The sequence below is a fragment of the Nostoc sp. genome (genome assembly GCF_036917235.1).
In the GTDB taxonomy this organism is placed as follows: domain Bacteria; phylum Cyanobacteriota; class Cyanobacteriia; order Cyanobacteriales; family Nostocaceae; genus Nostoc.
Window position 1 is genome coordinate 1 of record NZ_JBALDU010000061.1, and the last position, 25349, is coordinate 25349.

General features: G+C 42.4%; 21 protein-coding genes. 11 read left to right on the forward strand and 10 right to left on the reverse strand.

Features of this window, described 5'->3' with window-relative positions; all coding sequences use genetic code 11:
* Positions 1–282: 282 nt before the first annotated feature.
* The 5 genes from V7K44_RS18330 to V7K44_RS18350 all read right to left on the reverse strand — a co-directional run bounded on the left by V7K44_RS18330 (position 283) and on the right by V7K44_RS18350 (position 4755).
* Complete coding sequence (locus V7K44_RS18330) at positions 283–2310, reverse strand: amylo-alpha-1,6-glucosidase (RefSeq protein ID WP_334933351.1); 2028 nt, start codon at positions 2308–2310, stop codon at positions 283–285.
* Positions 2311–2488: 178 nt separating this feature from the next.
* A complete protein-coding gene (locus V7K44_RS18335) occupies positions 2489–3130 on the reverse strand; it encodes a GNAT family N-acetyltransferase (RefSeq protein WP_334933352.1) in 642 nt (213 codons plus the stop codon).
* A gap of 63 nt (positions 3131–3193) precedes the next feature.
* Positions 3194–4024 carry a PD-(D/E)XK nuclease family protein gene (locus V7K44_RS18340; protein WP_334933353.1) on the reverse strand — a complete coding sequence of 277 codons (831 nt, stop codon included), beginning with the start codon at positions 4022–4024 and terminating at the stop codon, positions 3194–3196.
* Between the two features lie 181 nt (positions 4025–4205).
* Complete coding sequence (locus tag V7K44_RS18345) at positions 4206–4433, reverse strand: hypothetical protein (protein WP_334933354.1); 228 nt, start codon at positions 4431–4433, stop codon at positions 4206–4208.
* Positions 4434–4515: 82 nt separating this feature from the next.
* A complete protein-coding gene (locus V7K44_RS18350) occupies positions 4516–4755 on the reverse strand; it encodes a hypothetical protein (RefSeq protein WP_334933355.1) in 240 nt (79 codons plus the stop codon).
* Between the two features lie 728 nt (positions 4756–5483).
* Here V7K44_RS18350 and V7K44_RS18355 point away from each other — a divergent pair.
* The 5 genes from V7K44_RS18355 (at position 5484) to V7K44_RS18375 (ending at position 15119) form a co-directional block, all read left to right on the forward strand.
* Positions 5484–6029 carry a PadR family transcriptional regulator gene (locus V7K44_RS18355; RefSeq protein ID WP_334933356.1) on the forward strand — a complete coding sequence of 182 codons (546 nt, stop codon included), beginning with the start codon at positions 5484–5486 and terminating at the stop codon, positions 6027–6029.
* 32 nt (positions 6030–6061) lie between these two features.
* The gene (locus V7K44_RS18360) at positions 6062–9526 is read left to right on the forward strand and encodes an efflux RND transporter permease subunit (RefSeq protein ID WP_334933357.1); all 3465 of its coding nucleotides are present in this window, start codon (positions 6062–6064) and stop codon (positions 9524–9526) included.
* 71 nt (positions 9527–9597) lie between these two features.
* On the forward strand, positions 9598–9816 hold the full coding sequence (locus tag V7K44_RS18365) for a hypothetical protein (RefSeq protein WP_334933358.1): 219 nt from the start codon (positions 9598–9600) through the stop codon (positions 9814–9816).
* 114 nt (positions 9817–9930) lie between these two features.
* Positions 9931–11277 carry an efflux RND transporter periplasmic adaptor subunit gene (locus V7K44_RS18370; RefSeq protein ID WP_334933359.1) on the forward strand — a complete coding sequence of 449 codons (1347 nt, stop codon included), beginning with the start codon at positions 9931–9933 and terminating at the stop codon, positions 11275–11277.
* Positions 11278–11591: 314 nt separating this feature from the next.
* The gene (locus tag V7K44_RS18375; protein WP_334933360.1) at positions 11592–15119 is read left to right on the forward strand and encodes an NB-ARC domain-containing protein; all 3528 of its coding nucleotides are present in this window, start codon (positions 11592–11594) and stop codon (positions 15117–15119) included.
* Positions 15120–15182: 63 nt separating this feature from the next.
* Here the strand turns inward: V7K44_RS18375 and V7K44_RS18380 are convergent, their stop codons facing one another.
* The 3 genes from V7K44_RS18380 to V7K44_RS18390 all read right to left on the reverse strand — a co-directional run bounded on the left by V7K44_RS18380 (position 15183) and on the right by V7K44_RS18390 (position 16729).
* Positions 15183–15386 carry a hypothetical protein gene (locus V7K44_RS18380; protein WP_322686769.1) on the reverse strand — a complete coding sequence of 68 codons (204 nt, stop codon included), beginning with the start codon at positions 15384–15386 and terminating at the stop codon, positions 15183–15185.
* Between the two features lie 11 nt (positions 15387–15397).
* Positions 15398–15961: a peptide deformylase gene (gene def, locus V7K44_RS18385; RefSeq protein WP_334933361.1), complete on the reverse strand. Its 564-nt coding sequence runs from the start codon at positions 15959–15961 to the stop codon at positions 15398–15400.
* Positions 15962–16441: 480 nt separating this feature from the next.
* Entirely contained in the window at positions 16442–16729 is a 288-nt protein-coding gene (locus V7K44_RS18390; protein WP_334933362.1) for a Mo-dependent nitrogenase C-terminal domain-containing protein, read from the reverse strand.
* Positions 16730–17108: 379 nt separating this feature from the next.
* Between V7K44_RS18390 and V7K44_RS18395 the strand changes: the two genes are divergently transcribed.
* The 3 genes from V7K44_RS18395 (at position 17109) to V7K44_RS18405 (ending at position 20429) form a co-directional block, all read left to right on the forward strand.
* Positions 17109–18011 (forward strand): cell division protein FtsX, encoded by a 903-nt coding sequence (locus V7K44_RS18395; RefSeq protein WP_334933363.1) that lies wholly within the window; start codon positions 17109–17111, stop codon positions 18009–18011.
* A 24-nt stretch (positions 18012–18035) separates the two neighbouring features.
* A complete protein-coding gene (locus V7K44_RS18400) occupies positions 18036–18848 on the forward strand; it encodes a DUF3598 family protein (protein ID WP_334933364.1) in 813 nt (270 codons plus the stop codon).
* Positions 18849–18920: 72 nt separating this feature from the next.
* Complete coding sequence (locus V7K44_RS18405; protein WP_334933365.1) at positions 18921–20429, forward strand: BamA/TamA family outer membrane protein; 1509 nt, start codon at positions 18921–18923, stop codon at positions 20427–20429.
* Positions 20430–20534: 105 nt separating this feature from the next.
* Here the strand turns inward: V7K44_RS18405 and V7K44_RS18410 are convergent, their stop codons facing one another.
* A complete protein-coding gene (locus V7K44_RS18410) occupies positions 20535–21212 on the reverse strand; it encodes a hypothetical protein (protein WP_334933366.1) in 678 nt (225 codons plus the stop codon).
* A 556-nt stretch (positions 21213–21768) separates the two neighbouring features.
* Complete coding sequence (locus V7K44_RS18415) at positions 21769–22440, reverse strand: LuxR C-terminal-related transcriptional regulator (RefSeq protein ID WP_334933367.1); 672 nt, start codon at positions 22438–22440, stop codon at positions 21769–21771.
* Positions 22441–22540: 100 nt separating this feature from the next.
* Between V7K44_RS18415 and V7K44_RS18420 the strand changes: the two genes are divergently transcribed.
* The 3 genes from V7K44_RS18420 (at position 22541) to V7K44_RS18430 (ending at position 25104) form a co-directional block, all read left to right on the forward strand.
* Positions 22541–23197 (forward strand): DUF3386 domain-containing protein, encoded by a 657-nt coding sequence (locus V7K44_RS18420; RefSeq protein WP_334933368.1) that lies wholly within the window; start codon positions 22541–22543, stop codon positions 23195–23197.
* A 163-nt stretch (positions 23198–23360) separates the two neighbouring features.
* Positions 23361–23870 carry a HugZ family pyridoxamine 5'-phosphate oxidase gene (locus tag V7K44_RS18425; protein ID WP_334933369.1) on the forward strand — a complete coding sequence of 170 codons (510 nt, stop codon included), beginning with the start codon at positions 23361–23363 and terminating at the stop codon, positions 23868–23870.
* A gap of 295 nt (positions 23871–24165) precedes the next feature.
* A complete protein-coding gene (locus tag V7K44_RS18430) occupies positions 24166–25104 on the forward strand; it encodes an alpha/beta fold hydrolase (RefSeq protein WP_334933370.1) in 939 nt (312 codons plus the stop codon).
* Positions 25105–25349: the final 245 nt, after the last annotated feature.

A 25349-nucleotide genomic window follows, 5' to 3' on the forward strand; every position in this document is an offset into this window, starting at 1 on the left:
ATGGGCTTAGTTAAAGCTGTTCGCCAACGACATCGACGTAACGCTGCAAGGTCGCTTGACATTTGGGCTTCTGCCTTAACTTGACACCAATGGCAAGATGCCCGCCCGTAAATACAAGGGACGCTCATGTTGCCCATCCCACAAAAATAGTAAAATCATCCCGCAAATATGCAACCCCTTTGAGGATTACTTCAGCATTACGTCTTTCCTTTTCTGAAGGATGTTAATTTCTTAAAAATTCTTGACAAAATCGACTTTGCAGATAGACCAGGGTTCGGCGTATCAACTCGCTGTTGCCAACCAAGCACGTAAAACTTCAGCTACTGTCCAAGCTTGGGCAATGCATCCCCGTGGAGTCATGGGGGCATCACCATCAAAAATTTCGCTGAGACTGCCAACACCGTGTGCGTTGAGGTGATTAGCCATTGGTTCCAAAAATTGACGAGCCTGTTCGGGATTTTTGTAGACGCGCAGGTGTGCTAAGACAAATGGCCCCAATAACCAACCCCAGACGGTTCCCTGATGGTAAGCTCCATCACGCTGATACTGATTACCACCGTATTTACCCTGATATTGGGGATGGTCGGGGGCTAGCGATCGCAATCCATAAGAAGTCAGCAGCGTTCGCCCGCAAGCTTCCACCACACCCCTTTGTTGGGCAGGCGTGAGCGGACTTTCTGGTAATGACACAGCAAATATTTGGTTAGGACGCAACAACCCATCATCACCATCAGGACTGTCTAAAACGTCATAGCAATAACCTGTCTCTTCATTCCAGAAGCGAGAAAATCTATACTTAGCCCGGTCTGCCATTGCCTCATATTCTTGGTGTGGTTTACCAAGCTGACGGGCAAACTTTGCCATTGTCCGTAAAGCGTTGTACCAGAGGGCGTTAACTTCAATCGGTTTGCCAATTCGCGGCGTAACTACCCAATCGTCAACTTTGGCATCCATCCAGGTCAGTTGTACACCAGCAACACCTGCATAAAGTAAACCATCGGCTGCATCGAGATGAATATTGTAGCGTGTACCGCGACAGTGCCAATCAATGATGTCTGCAAGTATGGGAAAGAGTTCACCAAGTAAAGTATCATCGTCTGTAGCGCTGTAGTAGGCGCGGACTGCTTCAAAGTACCAGAGAGTGGCATCGACTGTATTATATTCTGGTTGCTCACCCGCATCGGGAAAGCGATTAGGTAACATTCCCTGGTCTACGTATCTGGCAAAGGTGCGAATAATTGAGCGTGCTACCTCTGGACGACCAGTGGAAATTGTCAAACCAGGTAGACTAATCATCGTGTCGCGTCCCCAGTCGCTAAACCAGTGATAACCAGCGATGATGGTTTTGCCGTAGGGGTCTTCTGGCAATGAGCGATCGACAATAAACTGGTCAGCAGCTAGTACTAGGTGGTTGATCCAGCTAGGTGATTCCTTAGTTTTCAGGGGTCGATTAGTTTTCCAAAATCCTGTTAACTTCTGTTCTTGAGCGCGACGTAACTTGAGTGCAGCTTCACCATTGAGATTTGGTTGCTTTTCTGTGGTGGCTACAAAGGCGATCGCTTCCCCAGGATTCAGTGTAACTTCAAAGGTGGCGGCGTGGAGGTGGTCTTCTTTGTCGCTCAATCCCCGATAGCGTTCAACTGCCAAGTCAAAGTTATGATACCAACTATTGACAACAGATGTACTACCGCGTGAAACGCTGCGTAGCTTGCCGCCGTAGGCATCGCCTTTAGGTGAATCACTCAGTAGATATAGTGGTACAGCACCCGGATAAGCAGTTACACAAATCCCCTGTTCCACCTCCTTTACAGACATCTGCCAACCATTGCTTTGAGTGTCGCTGTGATAATCACGGTAGTTGACTATTGTTTTGAGCGTCAACTTTAGCGGTTGAGTAGCACGACGCAAAGTATACTGGATATAAGTTGTGTTCGCGCCTTGTTGCATCCACACCCGTTTTTCTAATAAGGCATCAGCAACAGCAAAATGCCATACAGGAATTGTACCTTCCAGAGAAAAACGTTCAATATTTTGATAACCCTGGGGACTGACAATACCATCAGCCCAACGATTGGTGTCTAGAGAATAAGAGCGGGTATCATACAGGACAGTTTCATCTAGTTTTGTCAGCATTAAGGTGCGACCCAGAGGTGGTTTCAATGCTGCTACCAATAGTCCGTGATAGCGGCGAGTCAATAAACCAGCCACAGTCCCAGAGGCGTAACCACCAATACCGTTAGTAACTAACCACTCCCGCGATTCTGCAATGTTAAGATTGCCGCAGATTTCCCGCCCAAATTCTATACACATAAGTCACGCCACTTTGCTCTAAATTCAAAATTAACAATCGCCATCATGCTTTTCTCTCTGCGTTTTCTATGCTTATACAGTTTGAAAGTAATTTATTAAACCACAGAGGCACAGAGAACACGGAGAAATGATCGTCCCCAAATTTTACCCACCTTGAAAGGGCTACTCCTAACTTTTGTTAGATTGGAGATTGATCCTCAGTTATTGGAGATTCATTCGCTAGAGGATTGAGAACGACTTCATTAGCTACACTATCAGCTTTACGGGCACGAATTGCTGGACGCGAACGCTTGTAACCGGCTCTTTCAGCTTTTTGGTGTTCGTAATCAATCAATCTGCCATAATACTCATGCTTGCTTAAATTCATCGACAAGAAAATATGCTGGCGAGTATTACCAAAACCTTTGCGACTAAAAAACTTTAATGCTGAAGTATTGGTAGGGTCAGTGTCTACCAACATGAACCGCGCCCCATCTTCAATCATCCGGGCGACGACTTTATCAACCAACTTGTCTGCTACTCCCCGACGCTGATACTTTGGACTAACTCCCAGCCATAAAATGTATCCATAAGTCCAGGATGCTTTGGTGATGATGGTTCCCAAAATGAATCCTGTTAATTCCCCATCTGTTTCGGCCACAAGACAGTATTCTGGATCGGTGTTGTAAAGTCCAATCACCTCCCATTCGTCCCAGGTGCGGTATAAATAAGGGTATAAATCGCTGGTAAATAAGCTTTCTCCCAAGTGGTAAACAGGAGCAATGTCATCAATTCCTAATTCGCGCACATAAATTGCTTCAGTTTCGTCAAAATTTGACATAATTTTACATAAATTTAAAAGTTATAATTTGTTTATACCCCGATTGGATTTGACAAACATCCTCTAATTTATAGGGTTAAGTGAGACTTCTTGAATACTGTCAAAATTTGGCAATGAGTCTTTCGCTGCTTCTTTAGTAGATTGGATGCGTAGTTTACCGCCGTAGGCATCGCAACGTTTGGCAAACTGACAAGAATCACAGGTTTTGCTACCCTCCACTACTTGCGGAAACTGCTGGTTCTGTTGGTAATTTTCCAACCAATTAGTTAACTGACTTAATAGTTGATTAAGTTTCTTTCCTGTTTGTGCGTGTTGAGCAGTACTGTAATTAAATTTAATATTTTGCGGTTTTCCTTCAGATTGGACAAACCAATAAGTCATAGAAATCTTTTCTGGCAAATAATCGCTAGTTTCTGCCAATACATATAGATAAAGCCGTGTTTGCCAGTTGGATTCTAACTTGCGTTTATTGGGTGGTTTAGGATAAGTTTTCCAGTCGAGGATTTGCGCTTGTTGGTTATCTGCAATCAATAAATCATAGACAACCGTCAGCAAATAATCCTGAACTTGCAGAGTACGGTAGTGTTCGCTTTCACGGAAAGTTTGATTATCTGATGCAGCCGTTAAGATTTCTGGCGCTGCATCAGCAAAACCTAGCATCCAGCTTTGCAGTTGAGCATCTGCTTCTAGGAAACTATCAATTGGCAAACCCATTTCTCGCTGTTGCATTAGCAAGTGAAAACGACTACCCAAAGTGAGCCGTTCTTCTTGTTCTGGATTTGAGGGGGAATTGAGTTTTTCTAGATAGGTATGTTGAAATTTACGCGGACAAGCTTCTAGTAAGTTAAGTTGTCCTTGAGACAGTCGCAATAGTTGAGTGGGAGTTGACAGCATTCTTCTATTTTAGAAGTAAATTATAATCTGCAACTCACCGAAATAGTTCTGTTAGCGGATAGCTAAGGTTTAGCCCGTGCTGAGTAACAAGTGCTGAGTAAAAAAAGAATCAGGTAATGCATATTTAATTTTCACCAGATGTCTAGTACTCAGCACTCCTGAAAGATAGTTCTCACGTCTGCTATTTCAACTCGTCTTTATCTACCTCATCCTGGTGATTGGAATGTTTGCTTTTTCCTTGGGACTTGATTGAGCCAAAGCTGTAGGCTATAGCTATTTTAACGATGTCAAAATATGCTGGGTGATTAGCTTTGTTAACGATCGCTAAAGAAATTGACCCTGCCACTAAGATTACTAAAAGTGGCGAAAGTGTTTCTACCCCAGAGCCGTTGTTGTTGTTGTTAGGCATGATATGATCTCCAAGTGAAAAGATTACGAAGCCTTTGGCTGACCTTCACTCAGCTAAAGGCTATTTATGGTCAGTACGAGCCTTAACCCCAAGACTCGAACATCATGGCGATCGCAAATAGACAGATTAGGAAAATCGCTATCTTCGTAATCCATGACCGTAGACTTGCCGATAAAAGCATCCCAACGATCGCCTTTGCCCCTAAAGTGTGAGACACAACAAAGGCTATTCCCAGCCCCAGCAGCGCCAGCAGAAAATATTTGAGTCCTATACAAAACCACTTAAACAAGAGATTATCGTTATCTTTGAGACTGGGTTTCATAGTTTTTTTCCTGTTTTGAAAGTTGAATCTAGGTAGCAGTTTGCGCTCCCCCGACCACACTAAGGAAACAGCGAATCTCCACAGTTTTGCTCCCACCAAGTCAAGGTAGACAAAAGTCTTACTCCTGAGTGGAGTGGGAATACCAACAAAGGTGGTTTTGATATTTGCGGCTTATGAAAAATTAAGCTCTTTGATGAATTACCGGGGCAATCTGGATATCAAAAATTAGGCGTTCAATGCGCGTAACAGCACAGAACGCGCATTACGCGCATTGAACCCTCGAAATCCCTACAGGCAATTTGTATACTTGCCTTTTTCAGAATTTGCAGTTCCAGTCTTCGCCTTTATGTCTTACTCACTAAGTTTCTTTAATTCACCCGTAACCTTACTAAGTCACCGTGGTTTCTACTGTTAAACTCACTATAAAGTAACTTAGTTACTTAGGTCAAGGTAAACTGTAGAGAAAATTATTTAAACAGCATAAGATACTACAAATCCTGCTGAAATCCCCCAATGAATCCTCACTTTTGGCACTAAAGGACTTTCAAATAAAAAATACTCCACTACCTATTGTGAGGTGGGCGTCTCACTTGCTCCTACCCCACAGATAATTTATCCGGCTAGCATCCTGCGGCATGACAGAGAATGCTGACAATTGAACCTTGGGTACTTGGCTAAAAAGGCTCAATTTGATATTGTTGATCGACATATCAGATTGATATATCAAAATGCTGAAGTTGGCGGTATTAGGTTTATTACAGCGAGAGCCATTAAACGGTTATCGGCTCAAACAGCAACTAGAGATGTTTATGAGTTGCAGTATTTGTGTCAACTATGGCGCGATTTATCCTCTTTTGAAGCGCATGGAAGAACAAGGTGAAGTGATTTTATGTGCAGAACAAGGAGAAGAAGGTGGACATTGTGGAAAGGTATATGAGATTACACCCCTCGGTAAAAACACTTGGTATCGAGAGATGTTGGCATATCCTCATGAAAGCTGGGTAAATGCGCGATCGCGATTTCTAATCAAATTTTTTTTCTTTAGCCATTTATTACCCAAAGAACGAGTGCAGTTAATTGAACATCGATTGATGTCATGTCAGTTACGCCTTGCAGAGAAAAAAGCAGTTGAAATTAGTGATGATTTATATCAAGCGAAAGTGCAGAGGCGGGCATTTGAAGTCATCAAATCGGAGATTGAGTGGCTAGTTGAGCAACTCCAAACAGAACAAATGCAATTAGCTCAAACGCCAACCTCAGTAGAACAGCTTTAACACCAAAAACTTTTGAAGTATCCTAACTAACTATGTGGATCGTCAAAATTGCTTTACGTCTTCCGTATACATTCGCGATCGCCGCTTTGATGATTGTGATCTTGGGTGTAGTAACAATATTTAGTACACCAGTTGATATTTTCCCTGCAATTAACATTCCCGTTGTCAGCGTAGTTTGGACTTACAGTGGTACGACATCTGAGGAAATGGCACAGCGAATCGTCACCATTAGCGAACGCGCTATGACAACAACTGTTGGTGACATCGAACATATTGAGTCGCAATCTTTGAGTGGTGTTAGTGTCGTCAAGGTTTTTTTCCAACCTAACGCTGATATCGCCTCAGCAGTGGCTCAAATTACCTCTGTCAGCCAAACAATTCTTCGCCCTTTGCCACCTGGGATTACACCGCCATTCATCATTCAATACAACGCTTCTAGCGTACCGATTATCCAGATGAGTGTCAGTAGCAAAACCTTGCCAGAAGAAGCACTCTTCGACTATGCTACCAACTTCGTCCGCACCCAATTAGCAACAGTGCAAGGAGCGAGTGTACCTCTGCCCTATGGTGGTAAACCCCGGCAAATTATGGTTGATATCGATCCCCAAGCGATGTTGGCTAATGGCATTTCTGCTCAAGATGTGACTAATGCTGTCAGTGCCCAAAACTTGGTTTTGCCGGCAGGTGATATGAAAATAGGCGATCGCGACTTCGCCGTACAAATCAACAATAGTCCAAATGTGGTGGCAGCCCTCAATGACTTGCCAATTAAGCAAGTTAATGGTACTGTCATTTCCATTCGTGATGTCGCGCAGGTAAGAGATGGCTTTGGTGTGCAATCGAACATTGTACGTCAGAATGGCAGACGATCGAGCTTACTTAGTATCCTGAAGAGTGGCAATGCTTCAACTATTGATGTGATCGAGCGCGTTAAAAAAACTTTGCCTCGCATCCAATCCACCTTGCCCCCAGAACTGAATTTAGCGTTTTTGTTCGATCAATCTATATTTGTGAAAGCTTCTATTGAAGGCGTTCTCAAAGAAGGATTGATTGCAGCCTGTCTCACCGCGCTGATGATTTTGATTTTTTTGGGAAGTTGGCGCAGCACCGTAATTGTAGCCGTATCGATTCCTCTCTCGATGCTAGTTTCAATTATTGTCATGAGTCGTTTGGGACAAACTTTCAACATCATGACCTTAGGTGGTTTATCCTTAGCTGTTGGGATTCTGGTAGATGATGCCACAGTAGAAATTGAAAATATCCACCGAAATCTCGGACAAGGTAAACCCATCAAGCGAGCAATCTTAGATGGGGCGCAGCAAATCGCTACTCCAGCACTTGTAGCAACATTATGTATTTGTATTGTCTTTGTGCCGGTCGTGTTTCTCAGTGGAGTTGCCAAGTACCTATTTGTCCCCCTAGCGATGGCGGTAGTATTTGGGATGCTTGCTTCTTATGTGCTATCTCGGACTGTAGTACCGACAATGGCAAGCTATCTTTTACCATCCGAAGCGGACTGGCATAGAGAAAACGAGGAGCATAATGGTCATAACAACCATTATATAGATTCACCAGTTCAAAATAATAATGGTAACAACAGCCATTATATAGATTCACCAGTTCAAAATAATAATGGTCACGGCGATCGCCACAGCCATTCTTCACTAGTTGAAATCCATGATAATCGCGACCATCATATAGATTCGCCAGTTCACAATAATAATGGTCACGACAACCACCAGGCAGAAGAAGCAACAACGAAAACTGCCAAATCTGTGAAGAAAGATTGGATATGGCGGCTACACGAAAAATTTAACCGACAATTTGAGAAATTTCGCAGTTGGTACTACAACGTTCTGACCTCAGCATTAAATCACCGCCGCATAGTCTTTGTGCTATTTGGTGCTTTTATCGTCAGTGCCGGAGTTTTGTTGCCGTTCGTCGGTCAAGACTTTTTCCCTGAAGTCGATGGTGGTCAGTTTAGCCTCCATGTTCGAGCCTTACCTGGTACTCGTTTGGAAGAGACAGAAAAAATTGTCAGCGAAGTTGAAGGCGTTATCCGCCAGACTGTACCGAAAGAAAATCTCGATCTGATTCTGGATAACATCGGCTTACCCACCAGTGGCATTAACCTTACTTATGGTTATAACGGTGCGACAATTGGGCAGGCTGATGCTGATATTCTTGTGTCCCTAAAAGAATCTGGTGCAACTTTTTCTTACGTCAAGGAACTCCGCCAGAAATTGAAAGCGACATTTCCCAACTACACTTTCTTTTTTGAGCCGGCTGATATTGTGACTCAAATTCTCAACTTCGGTTTGCCTGCTGCTGTTGACGTGCAAATATCTGGCCCTCTGAAAAACTCAAAAGCCAACTTTGAAATTGCCCAACAAATCGCCGCGCGGATGACGCGCATTCCTGGGGCTGTAGATGTACATCTCCAGCAAGTTGTCGATGCGCCCAAATTACGTCTTGATGTCGATCGCACCGAGGCTCAACAATTGGGTATGACTCAGCGGGATGTTGCCAATAGCGTCCTCACTTCCTTAAGTTCAAGCGGTCAAGCTGCAATCAACCAATGGCTCGATCCCAAAAAAGGCGTGAGTTACACCCTGGCTGTACAAGTTCCGCAATATAAACTTGACTCTATTGACAGCCTGAAAAATACGCCAGTTGGCAACGGTCAAACTGCACCCCAACTTTTAGGTAATTTGGCTAGTGTCAAACGCGACACAGTGATGCAAGTTGTGAATCACTACAACATTCAGCCAGTTTTTGATATCTACGCTAACTCCTCTGGTCGCGACCTGGGTGGAGTTGCCGGCGATGTCAATCGAATTATCGCTGATTATCAGAAAAAATTGCCTAAGGGAAGTCAGATTAATGTCCGGGGGCAAGTGCAAACGATGAACTCTTCGTTTTTAGGGCTAGGTTTAGGACTTGTGTTTGCAATTGTGTTGGTTTACTGCTTAATGGTAGTGAACTTCCAATCTTGGCTCGATCCTCTGATTATTATGATGGCGTTGCCAAGTGCCTTAGCAGGGATCATTTGGATGCTGTTTGTCACCCGCACCACCCTAAGCGTCCCTTCGTTAATGGGTGCAATTATGAGTATCGGCGTGGCGACATCAAACAGTATTTTAATGATCACTTTTGCTAACGAGCAACGGGTAGAAGGGGAAAATGCCTATAAAGCAGCCCTAGCGGCGGGTTATACAAGGTTACGTCCGGTGTTGATGACTGCCTTAGCCATGCTGATCGGGATGGTGCCAATGTCTCTCGGTCTTGGTGAAGGTGGTGAACAAAATGCACCCTTGGGTCGCGCTGTAATTGGCGGTTTGTCAGCTGCAACAGTGGCGACTCTGATCTTTGTACCTGTTGTTTACAGCATTATGAGGCGTCAACCACCTCGTCCTATTGATGAAAATGATGACGATTTAAATTTCTCAGATTCACGGACAGCATATTCGTTGTCATCATCTCAAGGCAAGTCATAGACATATTTTAGGAGCTACGGTGTACACACAAATCTTTTAAAGTTACTAGGTAACGTAGGGGAGATTAATTTTTGCAAGTCGATGCAACAAAGGTGCAGGTCAATGCAATTAAGGTGCAGGTCGATGCCATTAAGGTGCAGGTCGATGCAATTAAGGTGCAAGTCGATGCAATTAAGGTGCAAGTCGATGCAATTAAGGTGCAGGTCAATGCAACAAAGGTGCAGGTCGATGCAACAAAGGTGCAGGTCAACAACTTGTGTGTACACCGTAGGGGAAAGGTTTTTTTCTGAGCCGCTTTCCCTTTTACTCCTTACCCCTTATTCCACTTCTGCAAGAAGTCTAATAAGGTAATGACTCTAGCTGCTAAATTTCTGCTTTTTTAGATAATACAGGACAGTTTACCTATGGATTCTCAACATCGTCCATCTCCTGATTCTGAACAACAAACGACTTCTAGAAAACAAAAACGCGGCATCGGTGGAATTGGTTGGGCTGTACTTGGTGCTGTTTTTTTTGCTAGCCTACTGGCGATAGGTATTCTACCCCGGTTAAGCCAAAAGTCAGAATTACAAGCAGCAGTCAAGGAAGCAAGCACAGTACCCTCAGTGAACGTAATCACTCCCCGCCGCGCTACTGGTGCTACGAAAGTGGAACTACCTGGGAATGTTGTAGCCCTGAATCAAACGACCATCTACGCTCGCAGTACTGGCTATTTACGGCGGTGGTACGCAGATATTGGCGATCGCGTCCGAGCCGGTCAGTTGTTGGCGGAGATTGACTCACCAGACACCGACCAGCAAGTTCTACAAGCGAAGGCAGAGGTAGTGCAAGCACAAGCCAATGTATCTCAAACTCGTGCTAATTTAGCTAAAAGTATTTCTGATTTGAAGCAAGCCCGCGCTAATTTATTGATCGCACGTCAGAGTTGGGAGCGCTGGCAAGTTCTTGTCAAGGAAGGTGCAGTACCTCAACAAGATGCAGATACAAAATATGCTACATATCAAGCTAATCTTGCCAGCGTTGAGGCAGCACAAAACACTATTAATTCCGACTCTGCCAACATCAAAGCAGCACAAGCTAACGCTTACGCAAGTCAAGCAAACTTCCAGCGTAATACCGTATTGCAGTCTTATAAGAAAGTCACTGCTCCCTTTGCAGGAGTGATTACTGCACGTAATGTTAATACAGGTGTTTTAATTTCAGCAGGTAATGGCAACACCAGTACCAGCAACACTAACACTAGCAATAGCAGCCTTTATACTATTGCCGCTTATGACAATCTAAAGGTAAATGTGAGTGTTCCACAGAGTTTATCACAGTCACTTCAAACTGGACAAACAGCACAAATTACAGTTAGAGAGTTACCCCAACGAGTGTTTACGGGTAAAGTAGTGCGTACTAGCAACGCTATAGATCCAACTACTCGTACTTTGCTGACACAATTAGAAGTACACAATTCGGACGCGACGCTGCGACCTGGGATGTATGCCAATGTCAGATTTGCCATTAACCGCACCAATCCTCCCTTTGTTGTGCCAGATAGTGTTTTAGTCGTTAATGGCGGAGGTACGCAGGTAGCAACTGTAACCAAAGACCACACAGTGCATTATCAAAAAGTTGCCGTTGGGCGAGATTATGGTACTGAAGTAGAAATTACATCAGGTCTGACAGGAAATGAATCGCTGATTGCCACTCCTACGGTTGATGAGACAGAGGGTTTGCGCGTGCAGCCAGTTGCAGAAACTAAGTAGACTCAATAGACCTCTTGCAAAAGTCCCCTAACACCCCACCCCCAACCCCTCCCCGCCGGCGGGGAGGGGAGAATTTGACGTAAGTCAAAGGCGGGGTGGGGTTCTTTTTTTGATTTATGCAAGAAGTCTAATGTATTTAATTCAGGAGTGCTGTTAGCGGTAGCGGGGCGTTGAGCCAGTACAATTATTACTTTTTTTACTCAGCACTCAGCACTGTTTAGGTGAGGTACACTAAACTCATCGGCGCGATCGCGCACCCAATGTTATCTCACTATGTGAGATAACATTGGTTTGTAGTTTGTCTTTGTGTGAGTATGAGTGTCATTCCCGAAAACGTTCTTTTGGCTTTTGCCGAAAAACGGTGCTTGTCTAGCAGCGAGATCGAGGTGTTTTTATATGCTGTTGAGGGACAATCGCCAAATGCGATCGCTAAAGAATTAGCAATCAGCGCCGAAGCAGTACGCAAAAGATTAAGTGAAGTTTACAAGAAATTTAATGTTACTGGTAGCGGCCCAGGTAAGCTCACTAAGTTACAGCAAGTTATAGAATCTGAGTATCAAGCATCTTCAGACAATGAGAAATCCATTACCCAAAACCGTCAAGATTGGGGTGAAGCGCCTGGTGTCTGCTTTTTTCGGGGACGCATAGCAGAATTGTCTCAGCTAACGCAGTGGCTCATTAAGGATAAATGCCAACTAGTGGCAATATTGGGAATGGGCGGAATTGGCAAAACTGCTTTATCGGTGAAACTGGCAAAGGAAGTTCAGGAGAATTTTGAGTATTTGATTTGGCGGAGTCTCCGCAATGCGCCACCTGTCGCAGAGATGTTGGCAAACCTGATCGGGTTTTTATCTGATGAGAGAGAAACAGATTTGCCAGAAAGCGTAGATGGTAGAGTAACGCTGCTGATTAATTATTTACGAGAGCATCGTTGTCTTGTGGTATTTGATAATACAGAGACAATTTTACAAGAAGGCGATCGCGCCGGACAATATAGACAAGGATACGAAGATTATGGTCAACTACTTAGTCGAGTCGGGGAAGAACCGCATCAAAGCTGTTTAGTGCTGACATCTCGCGAAAAACCAAAAGAATTTGCTCCTTTAGAGGGAGAAGCATCACCAGTTAGAACATTATCGTTAATTGGCTTAGAAAAAGCAGAAGGGCAAGAAATTCTCCAAGATAAAGGATTATTTGGTTCACCACAAGAATGGGCCAAGCTAGTTGAGAAGTATTCCGGCAATCCTTTGGCATTAAAGCTGGTTTCTGAGCCAATTCGGGAGTTATTTGGTGGTGATATTGCTGCTTTTCTGGCTGAAGGAGAGATCATTTTTGGTGATACCCGAAATTTATTAGACCAGCAATTTGAGCGGTTGTCAGAGATCGAAAAAGAAATAATTTATTGGCTAGCAATCAAGCGCGAGTTAGTTTCTCTAGACGAATTGCTCAATGATATTGTGCGTCCCTTGACCAAAAGGGAAGTGATGGAGGCGCTAGAATCTCTACGGAGGCGATCGCTAATTGAACAAAGAACAGCACTTTTCACCCTTCAATCTGTGGTCATGGAATACATCACCGACCAACTGATTGAACAGGTTTGTGACGAAATTACCACTCGTAATATTAGACTATTTATCAGCCATGCTTTAATGGAAGCGACGGCCAAAGATTATATTAGAAACACTCAGATTACCCTAATTATTAAACCAATTATAGATAGGTTATCAACTATTTTTAGATATGCTAAAAATATTGAACATCATCTATATCAAATTTTATTATCCCTGCGACAGATTCCCCAAACAGCAGGATATGCGGGTGGAAATCTGTTAAATATTCTTTGTCAATTGCAAACTGATTTTAGCGGCTATGACTTTTCTAATCTGATTATTTGGCAAGCATATTTACAAAGTGTAAATTTGCATCGGGTAAATTTTGCCAATACCGATTTAGCTAAATGCGTTTTTGCAGAAACATTAGTTAGTATTTCGTCAGTCGCATTTAGCCCGGATGGAAAACTTTTGGCTACGGGTGATGCTGATGGCAAGACTTATTTGTGGCAAGTTGATGATGGAAAGCTACTATTTAGCTGTATTGGACATAGCAGTTGGGTAAAATCAGTTGCTTTCAGTCCTGATGGTCAAACTTTAGCTAGTGGCAGTGATGACCAAACCGTGAAATTATGGGATGTTCGTGATGGTAAATGCCTGAAAACCTTGCACGGACATAGCAATTGGGTCAGATCGGTTGCCTTTAGTCCCGATGGTCAAACTTTAGCTAGTGGCAGTGAAGACCAAACAGTAAAGTTATGGAATGTCTACACCAGCAAATGTCTGATAACTTTGCAGGAGAACACCAATCGAATTATGTCAGTTGCCTTCAGTCCTGATGGTGAAACTTTAGCTAGTTGCAGTGAAAAGCAAACAGTGAAATTATGGGATGTTCGTGATGGTAAATGCCTGAAAATTTTGCAGGGACATAGCAGTTGGGTAAGGTCGGTTGCTTTTAGTCCCGATGGTGAAATTTTAGCTACTGGCAGTGACGACCAAACCGTGAAATTATGGGATGTTCGTGATGGTAAATGCCTGAAAACCTTGCAGGGACATACCAATCGCGTCTGGTCGGTTGCCTTTAGTCCCGATGGTGAAACTTTAGCTAGCGGTGGCGACGACCAAACTGTGAAATTATGGGATGTTCGTGATGGTAAATGTCTGAAAACCTTTCAGGGGCATACCAATCGGGTAAGGTCAGTTGCTTTCAGTCCTGATGGTCAAACTCTAGCTAGTGGTAGTGAAAACCAAACAGTGAAGTTATGGAATGTCCAGGATGGTAAGTCTTTGACAACCTTGCAGGGGCATAGCAATCGAGTAAGATCAGTTGCCTTTAGTCCCGATGGTCAAATTTTAGCTAGCGGCAGTGAAAAGCAAACAGTGAAATTATGGGATGTCCGTAACGATAAGTTTCTCAAAATTTTGGAAGGGCATAACAGTTGGGTACGGTCAATTGCCTTCAGTCCTGATGGTCAAATTTTAGCTAGCGGTAGTGAAAAGCAAACAATTAAATTATGGGATGTTCAGACGGGGCAATGTCTGAAAAAATTGCAGGAACATACCAATCGAATTAGATCGGTTGCTTTTAGTCCTAATGGTCAAATTTTAGCTAGCGGCAGTGACGACCAAACCGTTAAATTATGGGATATTTACACCGGAAAATGTCTCCAAACCTTGAAAGGGCATACCAGTTGGGTAAGATCGGTTGCCTTTAGTCCCGATGGTCAAACTTTAGCTAGTGGCAGTGAAAACCAAAGAGTGAGGTTATGGGATATTTATACAGGAAAATGTCTCCATATTTTGGAGGGACATAGCAATCGGATCAGATCGGTTACTTTCAGCCCAGATGGTCAGACTTTAGCTAGTGGTAGTGATGACCAAACAGTGAAGTTATGGGATGTTTTCATGGGCAAGTGCTTCACAACCTTGCAAGAACATACTAATCGAGTCTGGTCAGTTGCCTTTAGTCCCGATGGTCAAATTTTAGCTAGTGCCAGCGAAGACCAAACGATAAAATTATGGGATGTCCATAATGGCAAGTGCCTGAAAACTTTGCACGGGGCTAATTGGGTAAAGTCAGTTGCTTTTAGTCCCGATGGTCAAACTCTGATTTGTGGTAGCCAAGATGAGACAATTAAGCTTTGGGATGTATCGACGGGTGATTGCCTAAGAATACTGCGATCGCCACGACCCTATGAAAAAATGAATATCACTGGGGTTACAGGGTTAACCGCAGCCCAGTTAGTGACGCTAAAAGCTTTAGGGGCAGTGCAAAATGGAGAGCAAAAATAAAAGGTAAAAGAATGAACTTTGCCTTTTTGCTTCATCCTTTTACCTTTTTTATGTACCTGATGCTTATTTCATGTTAGCCCTTGCGTCCTTAACTGCGGCAAAGAAAAATAATCCTGTGAGTGGAATGCTTAATACCAGGATAATTGCCGTGGCTGTGACACCAAAATCTGGATGTCCGTAACCGAGTTCAAAAACCGAACCGACAGCTGCGATCGCACTTACACAAGAACCACCGAGAAATAAACTGCTTTTTGGAGTTAAATACACTATTGCCCCCCCTATGCTATTGGTTTCACCGCTTGATACGAGAAGCCATTCTTAGATAGCTCCTGGGCTAAAGTCAAGGAGTTTTCTACACGGTCTACAAATACCACGCCGTTAAGGTGATCCATCTCGTGCTGAATGCAGCGTCCCAGCAAGTCATTAGCCTTTAATGTCCGGGGACGACCGTACTCGTCTTTATAGGCGATTTCCACGACTTCGGGGCGCTTCACGTCTAGATATACGTTAGGAATACTTAAGCATCCTTCTTGGGCAACAGAGATGTCGCGGCTGACTTGTTTAATGGTGGGGTTAATCAATATCAAAGGTTGATTAGCTGCGTTCTCTGGTTCCAGGTCGATGACAATTAGTTGTTTGTGAATTCCTACTTGGGGCGCAGCCAAACCAATGCCATCATTGCTGTACATAGTTTGTAGCATTTCGCGCACTATTTGGCGAAGTTCGTCATCAACTTTAGAAATTCGCTTTGCAGCTTGACGCAGCACGCGATCGCCTAAATAATGAAGTTCCAAAGGTGGATTTTTTAACTTTTTTTTCTCGACAGCAATTTCAGAGGGCATGAGTCTCGATGGCTAGATGGTGAAAATTCCTACTATTTTCATTCTATCAATCTCGGTTAGAGGATGTTTAAAAAGTCCTGGAGTATACCAAAAACCCATCTGCCATTTCTCTTTTTGCTTGCCTAACGGCAGGCTGATACCAAGAGTGAGAGGCTGTGAAACCCTTATTTTATTGTCATTCAGGTTTGCTAGGGGGTTAGGTGTCCGAGGTTGTATTGTTAGCAATAATACTTTTTAAACATCCTCTTAGACGTAGTACCAATCTCCAAAATAATTATTGTGAAGTCACCTTGCACCATACTTGAAGCAATCCTTTTATCGAGGCTGACATCATTAAACAGTACTTTTAAATGTGAAATTGATTGTCAGTCGTTCACCAGCCTATTTCTGATTTACATCTGATTGTAACTAGAATTTCTCTACAATTTTTCTTAGTAAAAAGATTTTCTCAATCTATTTTTTGTTGATGTAAACCTATGTTTAACAATATTTTCTGGCATCTTCACCACATTCATTGACTAAATATAATAAACACTTAAAACGAAGACCAACTATCTGTTCATAAAGAGGGTTCAATTTACATAAAGGTGGAATGCGAAGCAGAGTCCGTCCGAAAACTTTAACAGTTCTTTCAAAAGGGCAATTGGAAGGAATTACTTTGCATAATAGTCGGGCTAGATTAGAATTATGTATTTCTACGGACTCAAGCTGATAGCGGATCTGATTTAAGAAGCTATTGTCCAAATTGGCTTTATTTAATAAGTTCATGGTTCAACTTTCCTTCCATCAATCTGTTTCTCCCTATCAAATTACTACGATATTCAGAGAAAAACATCGTATAAATACCAAACTATTTTTCCACTTTTTTGAGGTCAGTTTAAAGAACCGTAGAATTGCTTAGACACTAGAACAGCTAGCTAATTATTATCAATAACTGTTAAAAGCAATAGTGAGTATATCTGTGGCAAATGGCATGAATATCAGGTAAATGGTCAAGGAAGGAGGACAGAGGAAGGAAGTAGCATGGATAAAAGCTGATGTATTGGCAAACTTTGCACCATTGATTATAAATAGTGGTGTTATTGATGCAAAGACGCAAAAGCTGAACTTAGTGCTTTGGCGTTAAGTTCAAATTTTGAGGTGATGTGTGTTTAAATCTTTCACGAAACTTGACTATCTGCTAAAAGAAACTTTCCTCGGTTTATTGCGGGGAGGTTGGATGAATTGGGCCGCTGTCAGTACTGTGACGGTGTTACTGTTTTTATTTGGTTTGAGTCTGCAAACCTCTTGGCAAGTCGAAAAACTTCTTTATCAGTTTGGTAGCCAGCTAGAAGTATCAGTTTATCTCGAACCAGATACGCAAATCGACAGTATTGAGCCACTAATCGCAAAAATGCCAGAGGTGGCGGCGATAAAAACCATTACCAAAGAACAAGCTTGGACTAAGTTAGTTAAGGAAATGAGAATTTCTGATATTGAGGGGGCTACCCAGCAGCTTGGTGAGAATCCTCTAGTTGATGAGATGAAGGTGAAAGCACGTAATTCTCAAGTTGTACCAACCTTAGCAACGCAGTTAGCTAAACTACGAGGAGTTGAGACGGTGCAGTATGTCGATGAAGCAGTCAAACGCATTGCCCAGTTGCACCGAGGTCTGAACTGGATTACTTTAACAATTACGATTATTCTGACTTTAACAGCGATCGCAGTGACTACCACCACAATTAGGCTGATTGTCATGGCGCGTCGCCAGGAAATTGAAATTATGCAACTAGTGGGAGCAACTTCTGTTTGGATTTACCTGCCGTTCATTTTACAAGGAATTGCCTTTGGTTTGGTTGGTGGTGCGATCGCTTGGAGTTTCATTTCTGTGATTCAACAGTTTCTCGGTAAGTTGCTAGTCAATCAACCTGAGTTTATCCAAGTCATCACCAACAGAGTGCAACTCACTCCAGCAGAAATTTTATTATTGCCCCTGATCCTTTTGAGTTTCGGTGCAGCTGTAGGATTAATGGGGAGCTTATTTGCTGTCCGACGTTTTGCTAAAGGATAGTCATTGACAAATGACAAAATCACTATGAAATCACAATGGGAATGTTTTTTGCAGAATCTCGGTGTTTGGGAAGGTTCATTTACGAATTTTTCTCCCCAAGGAACACTTTTGAATGATACTCCTAGTCGTCTTTCCCTAGAAGGTTTGAACAATAACCAGACAGTGCGTTTAACTCTATGCCGTTCTGGACGAGATGATTTAGTTAAAGAATATAGTTCTCTGGGGCGGAGTCTGCTGTTTTTTGAAAATGGTTCATTTTCTGAAGGTCTAATTCAGCTAGGGCCATTTTCCGAATTTGGTGGAGAACTCGCTTTTGTTCATGAAAATCGGCGCTTGCGTCTGGTGCAACTGTTTGATAATACTGGTCAGTTAAAGGAATTAATCTTAATTCGAGAACATCTAGCGGGAACTCCAGCAGCAGAAAGTCCAACTTTACAGATAAATGATTTGTTGGGAGAATGGCAAGGTCAAGCAGTAACAATATATCCAGATTGGCGATCGCCTGATACTTACTCTACAACTTTAAAATTACAACTTGATAATGCTGGGCAATTAATTCAAAGTACCTCTTTTGCAGAACGCACAATTACCTCAACTGCTACCATCAAAGGTTCCATTGTTCTCTTTGACCAAAACCCAGAAAAGCAGGTGCAAGTATTATTTTTACCAGATGGCGCTTCTGCAACATCACCTGTCAAAGTGCAATTACGCCAACCATTTTTTATAGAAGTAGGTTGGTTAATCCAGCCAAACCTCCGCCAACGGATGATTCGCAGCTACAACGAGAAAGGCGAATGGGTTAGTTTGACATTAGTTACTGAAGAAAGAAAGCTTTGATCTCATGTCCGCTTGATTACTTGTCAAATATTTAACTGTTGCCAAAATGTGGGTAATGACAAAGCTTTATTTATGCATATTCAAATAGCTGTAGTTGCGATCGCAGTCATCTTAATAGCTGGAGAAAATCTAGAGGCCGTTGCAAACTCGCAATCTTCTACTGAAGATAGCACTAGTATTGTGACAACAAAACCTACATTACAGATAGAGGGAGAGTATGCAAAATATGGTGACTATATCGGATTAACTCCAGTAGATACCCAGTCTGTAGAGTTTTCTCAGAGAATTGTCAAAGATATCCAGATTCGTTTTGTTAATAACAAAGATCAATTGCTTGATGACAAAGGTCAGCCGATCAAAGGACGGACTCAAAAAGAGTTTATCATTGGTCTGCTGAAACTCAAACCGGGTCAGGTATTCCGTGAAGATTTACTAGAAGCAGACTTGCAACGATTGCGGAGATTAGAATCATTTAATGAAGTCAATGTTTATCGACAAGAAGATGCCAAGAGCGTTAATCTCATCTATGAAATTAAAGAGCGTAACTTCCCTTCTCTAATCTTAGGAGGCGGTAGTAACGAAGATGTTGGATTATTCGGTCGGGTGGGTTATAAAGATGAAAATATCAGCGGTCTTAACGATAAATTAGATACAACTGTACAAATCAGCGGTAAAGATGTCCAATTTAATGGTCAGTTTACTAGTCGTTATCGTCCTCAAGAACCAAACCGCTTAGGCTACAGTATCAGAGCTTTTCGTAATCGTAATATATCAGGAACCTTCAACGAAGATATCAGATTGTCTAACGGTGACAAAGTACGCGAGGGAAGGTTTGGCGGTTCTGTGGGAGTTTTAAAATCTTTTGATGAGTGGGATGCAGCTATAAGTTTGAATTATACCAGAATTAGCCTACGCGATCGCGACTATAAAGTTGCACAGGTCGATAGTTTAGGGAATCCTTTATCTGTCAGCGGTACTGGTATTGATGATTTATTTACAGTATTATTTTCTGTATCCAGAGATCAACGAGATCGCCGAGAAAATCCGACTCAAGGATCGATTCTCACTCTCAGCACAGAACAAGCAATTCCGATTGGATTGGGTAATATTTCTAGCAACCGCCTACAGGGAGATTATATTCAGTATTTACCAGTCAGTTGGATCGGTAATGGTAGATCAACTGACAATCCAGAAATGTTGGCGATTAATTTACAAATTGGTACGACTATTGGAGATTTTCCACCAGCTGATGCTTTTAATATTGGTGGACTAGATTCTGTCAGGGGTTACGGTTATGGAAAAGTTGCTAGTGGTCGGAGTTATGGTTTAGCTTCTGTGGAATATCGTTTCCCAATTTCTTACTCAATCGGAGGAGTTCTTTTTACTGACTTCGCCTCAGATTTCGGATCTAGCGAAACCGTGCTAGGAGAACCAGGAGTACTACGAGATAAACCTGGAAGTGGTTTTGGTTACGGCTTAGGATTGCGCGTCAAGTCATCCTTTGGGCTGATTCGAGGTGATTTAGGAATTAGCGATCGAGGAGAACTTAGATTTGAAGTTACTACAGGTCAGCGATTTTAACGGGTGGCGGAAAAGCTCTAAAAAACTACTGAGGATTGCTTAATAACACACTCAGGGCTGCTTGAGTGTGTCTAGTCCAAAAGGACATAATCAAGATATTGGAGATTACTTACACATTTCTAACGTGCGGCGATCGCTAGCTGCGATCGAATTTAACCGATAAAAGTCTTGCAGAGCCAAGGAGTAAGCATAAGAATTTGACTCATCTTCAGTAACCTGGGGCAGTCTGTTGCTTGTAGCTACTTGATTCGATTGTTCAGAACTGGCTTCATTTGACGAACTATTAACCGTCATCGCCAACTCTCCTGATGGGTTGATTGTACCCTGAAAACAATTTAACTCTGAGTGGGGCATATACAACGCGCCCTTTACCTTGTCCTGCTGTTTTTGAAATATGATATAACCTTGACCAAGCTGGTTTGGCTTTGGGGATTGACCATAGAGGTAAATCCCATCTTTTACAGGAAAATTTGCTTTTGGTAAAACTTCTGCGCTTTTTGTAGTTCCCCGATCGCCTGGAACCAGCGCTGTGATTATAGGTGCTGTGTTTCCGCCTCCAGAAGCCGCATTCAGTTGACTTCTTTGATCTCGAACTTTTCTCAGCTGCGACAAAAGAGAGTTTTCGGAGGTTTTGTGAATTCGAGCCGATGATAATCGAGAATCTGTAAATGATATTACTTGAGTCTGCTTGGCTAGAAAGCCCAAACCGAGAAGTAAGCCTAAGCCCGCCAGGGGAATTCCCCACTTTCGGGGAGATAATAACTGATGAAGGTTGTTAAGCACCCTACTTCTCCTGTTAAAAAACTAACTAAGTTCTCTAGAACTTACTTAAACCATAACTCAGTCTTAATTGTCAAAGACTTTATTCACGACTTATATTACTATTGCCCAAAAAAGAAAACTGTCAAAAACAAAAGTTTTTATTGGATTTCATTCTACAATCTTAGATTACCATCAGTTAGAGTCTTTATAACAGAGGGCAGGAGACAGGGGGCAGGGGGCAGGGAGCAGGAGGCAGGAATAACACACGTTTAAAAGCATGAGATTAAAGTAAGAAGAATTGTATCTCGCTGCACTCTACTCAATACAATTCTTGTTTTAAAACTGGATTCTATACCCAGAATTAAAGTTGTCATAAGTAATCGGACAACAATATTTACAGTCATTGCGAGCGAAGCGAAGCAATCGCAAGGGCTGGGATTGCTTCGCTTCGCTGCATTCGCAATGACATTGTGTAATTAATTCTGTCTAACTACTTATCATGTCCGGCTAATTTAGTTATAATTTCCGAATCTAAGCAGAAAGCCCAAAAAGCTCTCCCTCCTGCCCCCTGCCCCCTTCAAGAAACTTGTATATCTTGTAGCCTTGCCACCATTTCTGCACGCGCCGAAACCTTCAACTTCCGAAACATCCTTTTTAAAGCTTGTTTGACGGAATTTTGCGTAATCCAAAGTTTTTCTCCGATTTCCGCATTCGTTAACCCCTGCGCCACTAACTCGGCAATTTCTAACTCACGCGCTGTTAAAGGACTAACTAAAAGAGAATTGGATATTTTGGGCTTTGTCCGTAGGGTTGCCATTTTTGATGACAAATGAATACATAAAGCGCTCAAGTCAGCTAAATCATTGCCATTAAAGGCAGGGTTTCCCTTGTCACGAGCCAAGTTAAGGGTTCCTACAAGACGACCATCGCAAACAATTGGCCCAGTCATCACGTGTTCGTGATCGGAACGCGAACAAAAATGCTTCCAGTCTCCTGGCGATAATAATAACTGTTCGTGGGCGGGAGCATGACGCTCAACCACATAGCGCCCCACTGGATTGCTCTCTAAGCATACTGCTGGAATGCCTGGAACATTAATTTCAGTGGTTGGTTGCTCATCTAGGAGATAAATACCCCAATTTTGCACGCCAAAATGCTCGCTAATTTTATCCGTGAGAGCGAGTCTTAGCTCTTGCTCATTCTGGACATTAGCGATCGCATGAAACACAGCGTGTAGAGAATTAGCCATAAGTGTACCCAGTTGGGGACTATCCAAGCCTCAACAATTACTTCTATGCTAATACCAAGGAAACTAAAACGCTAATTACAGTAGCGACTAGGAGAAGCACATGACAGTTACACAACTCTCTGCTCAGGAACTTTTCCGGGCTGCTTATGAAAACCGCTATACTTGGGACAAGAATTTCCCTGGTTATACTGCAAATATTACCTATAAGCATGATGATAAAGTGTTTACAGGCAAAGTTATCATCACTGCCAATCTCAAAGCCGAAGTTTTGGATGTAGATGATGAGTCAGCCCAGAAAGCAATTCATGGTCAAGCCTGGGAGATAGCAATTCACCGCGTCCGCCGCAGCTTTGAAGACACTCACAGCGCCAATACGTTTAGCTATGGTAAAACTGATGAAACTGGTGCGATTGAGCTTTTAATGGGTGGTAAGGCTGAGGGCGATAAATACAAAGTCCGCAATAATGAAGTCTGTCATGTTCACCGTCTAATTCACGGTACTTACGTCACCATTGACACCTTCAGCAGTCACGACACTGGGGAAGGTTATCTATCCCATGCCTATGACTCTGTGTACCATGACCCGAAAACTGGGGAACAAAAGGGCGGTAGAAGCGAATTTATTGATGAGTATGAAAAAGTTGGTGACTATTTCATTCTAAATCGTCGGGAGATTCGCACCGAGACAGCAGGACAATTTTCTACTCAGGAATTTATTTTCTCTGACATTAAATTGTTGGAACCTGTTGCTGCTTAAGCTGTATTCTGTAATTTAAAAATTAGCGATCGCTCTTGAGTTAAAGGGAGCGATCGCTTTTATTTTTTTGGCATTCCATACGTAACTGTAGTCCATCGTAGACATCGCTCAATCACGTTAAGATACTTAATTAGGTGTTCCTAATAAGCGTGGTAATCTACTTATGAGTCAACTTGAAAACATTCAAGCTGAGTACGAAAAATTCCCTGAAGCATTGGAAAGTGTAATTATTAGCACCGTGAGCGCACAGGCAATACCCAATGCTAGTTATGCTCCCTTCGTAATGGATGATTCCAAGAATATCTACATTTACGTTAGTGGTCTTTCGATTCACACCAAAAATCTTTATGCCAATCCTCATGTTAGTGTCTTATTTATCGAGGATGAAGCTAAAAGTAATCTAATTTTTGCCCGTCGTCGTTTGAGTTTTGATTGTACAGCAACTTTGATAGAGCGTGAAACTGATAAGTGGAATCAAATTGTTGAGCAATTTCAAGGGCGGTTTGGTGAAATTATCGAGGTTTTGCGAGGCTTGTCTGACTTTCGGATTTTTCGGCTAACTCCAAGTGAAGGTCGTTTTGTAGTTGGTTTTGGCGGAGCATATCATATTAGCGGTGATAACCTTCATCAACTTGTTCAAATCACAGGAGATGCTGAGAAAAAGCAAGGGTAAATCATGAATTATGGATTGTAAGAATTCAGTACCCAGGAGTCATAAGTTAGAATTTAGAAAGAATTAAGTGTAATTGATACAGTGAATTTCAAGTTAGTGAGGTACACAACCTAAGTCTAAAAGCCAGGTATAAAGCCTGTTTTACTTCTGAATTCTGACTACTGAATTATAAATTATGCTGTATAGTTATTCATCAAATCTTATCCTGATTCTTTAGCTATTCAGACTGATGTATTTTGAATCCTGAATTAGTTTGACTGTATGTAAATTCAAATAAACTAAACTTTTTAATTTTATGCTTCAGTTTCAACCTCCTGGCTTTGGACATAAAGTTATCCATACATCCTTGGGAGCAATGGTTTACTATACCCAAACCAATGCACCTTGGACAATTGCTGACACTGAAGATTTACCCCCATTACTATTTCTCCATAACTTTGGTGGGGGAGCGTCTGCTTATGAATGGTCTAAAGTTTATCCGGCTTTTGCCTCTAATTACCACATTTTAGCCCCCGATTTAATCGGCTGGGGAGAATCGGCCCATCCAGTGCGGGATTATAAAATTAGGGATTATCTCAGCACGATCGCAGAGTTTATCATCCAAACTTGTCGCCAGCAGGTGACAGTGGTAGCCTCATCTCTCACAGCCGCTTTTGCTATTCGTCTAGCTATTGTTCAACCCAATTTATTCAAAGCACTGTTTTTAGTTTCCCCCTCTGGATTTGATGATTTTGGGCAGGGTGCTGGACGCAGACTTCCGCTTTCGGTAATCAATGCGCCTTTGTTGGACAATTTTATTTATATGCTTGGTGCTGAAAATGAAATTGCAGTCCGAAATTTTTTACAAAGTTTTCTCTTTGCTAAGTCACAACGAGTATCTCAAGAAATGGTGGAGGCTTATTTAACCTCGGCACAACAACCTAATGCCAAGTTTGCTGCTTTGGCATTTTTGCGGGGCGATCTTTACTTTGACTTGAGTTTATATATTCAACAACTGACAATTCCCACTGTCATTTTTTGGGGAGAAAAAGCACAATTTACCAACATCAAATTAGGACAACGCTTGGCAAATTTAAATCCAAGAGCAATCCGAGATTTTTATGCGATCGCAGATGCCGGAATATTACCTCATTTGGAAATACCAGAAGTTTTCATTGGTTTATTGCAGCGGTATCTTGGGGAAGTGGATAGCAGGGCAGCAGGGGGGCAGGGGAGCAAAGGTGCAGAGGAGTAGGGAGCTCACAGGTGTAGGTATTTAATAAATGTGGCTGAAATAGGGTTTTTCCGTTGGTTGAGAACTCAAATTTTAATTTCTGATTTCCAACCAAGAACAAAATTTCGTTATTTGAACCACGTTTCTACTTGTAGAAGAAGTTTTTCCTTTAGAGCTGATTCGTAAAGAAAATCTAAAGAGAATAGAGCCTCGTTTTACTCAGGCTATAGGCTAAATCAATAACATTTATGTTGTTGTCATGAGCC

Excerpts from the sequence above, each read along its gene's own strand:
- V7K44_RS18330 (WP_334933351.1), bottom strand. The coding sequence starts at position 2,310 with ATGTGTATAGAATTTGGGCGGGAAATCTGCGGCAATCTTAACATTGCA.
- V7K44_RS18335 (WP_334933352.1), bottom strand. The coding sequence starts at position 3,130 with ATGTCAAATTTTGACGAAACTGAAGCAATTTATGTGCGCGAATTAGGA.
- V7K44_RS18340 (WP_334933353.1), bottom strand. The coding sequence starts at position 4,024 with ATGCTGTCAACTCCCACTCAACTATTGCGACTGTCTCAAGGACAACTT.
- V7K44_RS18345 (WP_334933354.1), bottom strand. The coding sequence starts at position 4,433 with ATGCCTAACAACAACAACAACGGCTCTGGGGTAGAAACACTTTCGCCA.
- V7K44_RS18350 (WP_334933355.1), bottom strand. The coding sequence starts at position 4,755 with ATGAAACCCAGTCTCAAAGATAACGATAATCTCTTGTTTAAGTGGTTT.
- V7K44_RS18355 (WP_334933356.1), top strand. The coding sequence starts at position 5,484 with ATGCTGAAGTTGGCGGTATTAGGTTTATTACAGCGAGAGCCATTAAAC.
- V7K44_RS18360 (WP_334933357.1), top strand. The coding sequence starts at position 6,062 with ATGTGGATCGTCAAAATTGCTTTACGTCTTCCGTATACATTCGCGATC.
- V7K44_RS18370 (WP_334933359.1), top strand. The coding sequence starts at position 9,931 with ATGGATTCTCAACATCGTCCATCTCCTGATTCTGAACAACAAACGACT.
- V7K44_RS18375 (WP_334933360.1), top strand. The coding sequence starts at position 11,592 with ATGAGTGTCATTCCCGAAAACGTTCTTTTGGCTTTTGCCGAAAAACGG.
- def (WP_334933361.1), bottom strand. The coding sequence starts at position 15,961 with ATGCCCTCTGAAATTGCTGTCGAGAAAAAAAAGTTAAAAAATCCACCT.
- V7K44_RS18390 (WP_334933362.1), bottom strand. The coding sequence starts at position 16,729 with ATGAACTTATTAAATAAAGCCAATTTGGACAATAGCTTCTTAAATCAG.
- V7K44_RS18400 (WP_334933364.1), top strand. The coding sequence starts at position 18,036 with ATGAAATCACAATGGGAATGTTTTTTGCAGAATCTCGGTGTTTGGGAA.
- V7K44_RS18405 (WP_334933365.1), top strand. The coding sequence starts at position 18,921 with ATGCATATTCAAATAGCTGTAGTTGCGATCGCAGTCATCTTAATAGCT.
- V7K44_RS18415 (WP_334933367.1), bottom strand. The coding sequence starts at position 22,440 with ATGGCTAATTCTCTACACGCTGTGTTTCATGCGATCGCTAATGTCCAG.
- V7K44_RS18420 (WP_334933368.1), top strand. The coding sequence starts at position 22,541 with ATGACAGTTACACAACTCTCTGCTCAGGAACTTTTCCGGGCTGCTTAT.
- V7K44_RS18425 (WP_334933369.1), top strand. The coding sequence starts at position 23,361 with ATGAGTCAACTTGAAAACATTCAAGCTGAGTACGAAAAATTCCCTGAA.
- V7K44_RS18430 (WP_334933370.1), top strand. The coding sequence starts at position 24,166 with ATGCTTCAGTTTCAACCTCCTGGCTTTGGACATAAAGTTATCCATACA.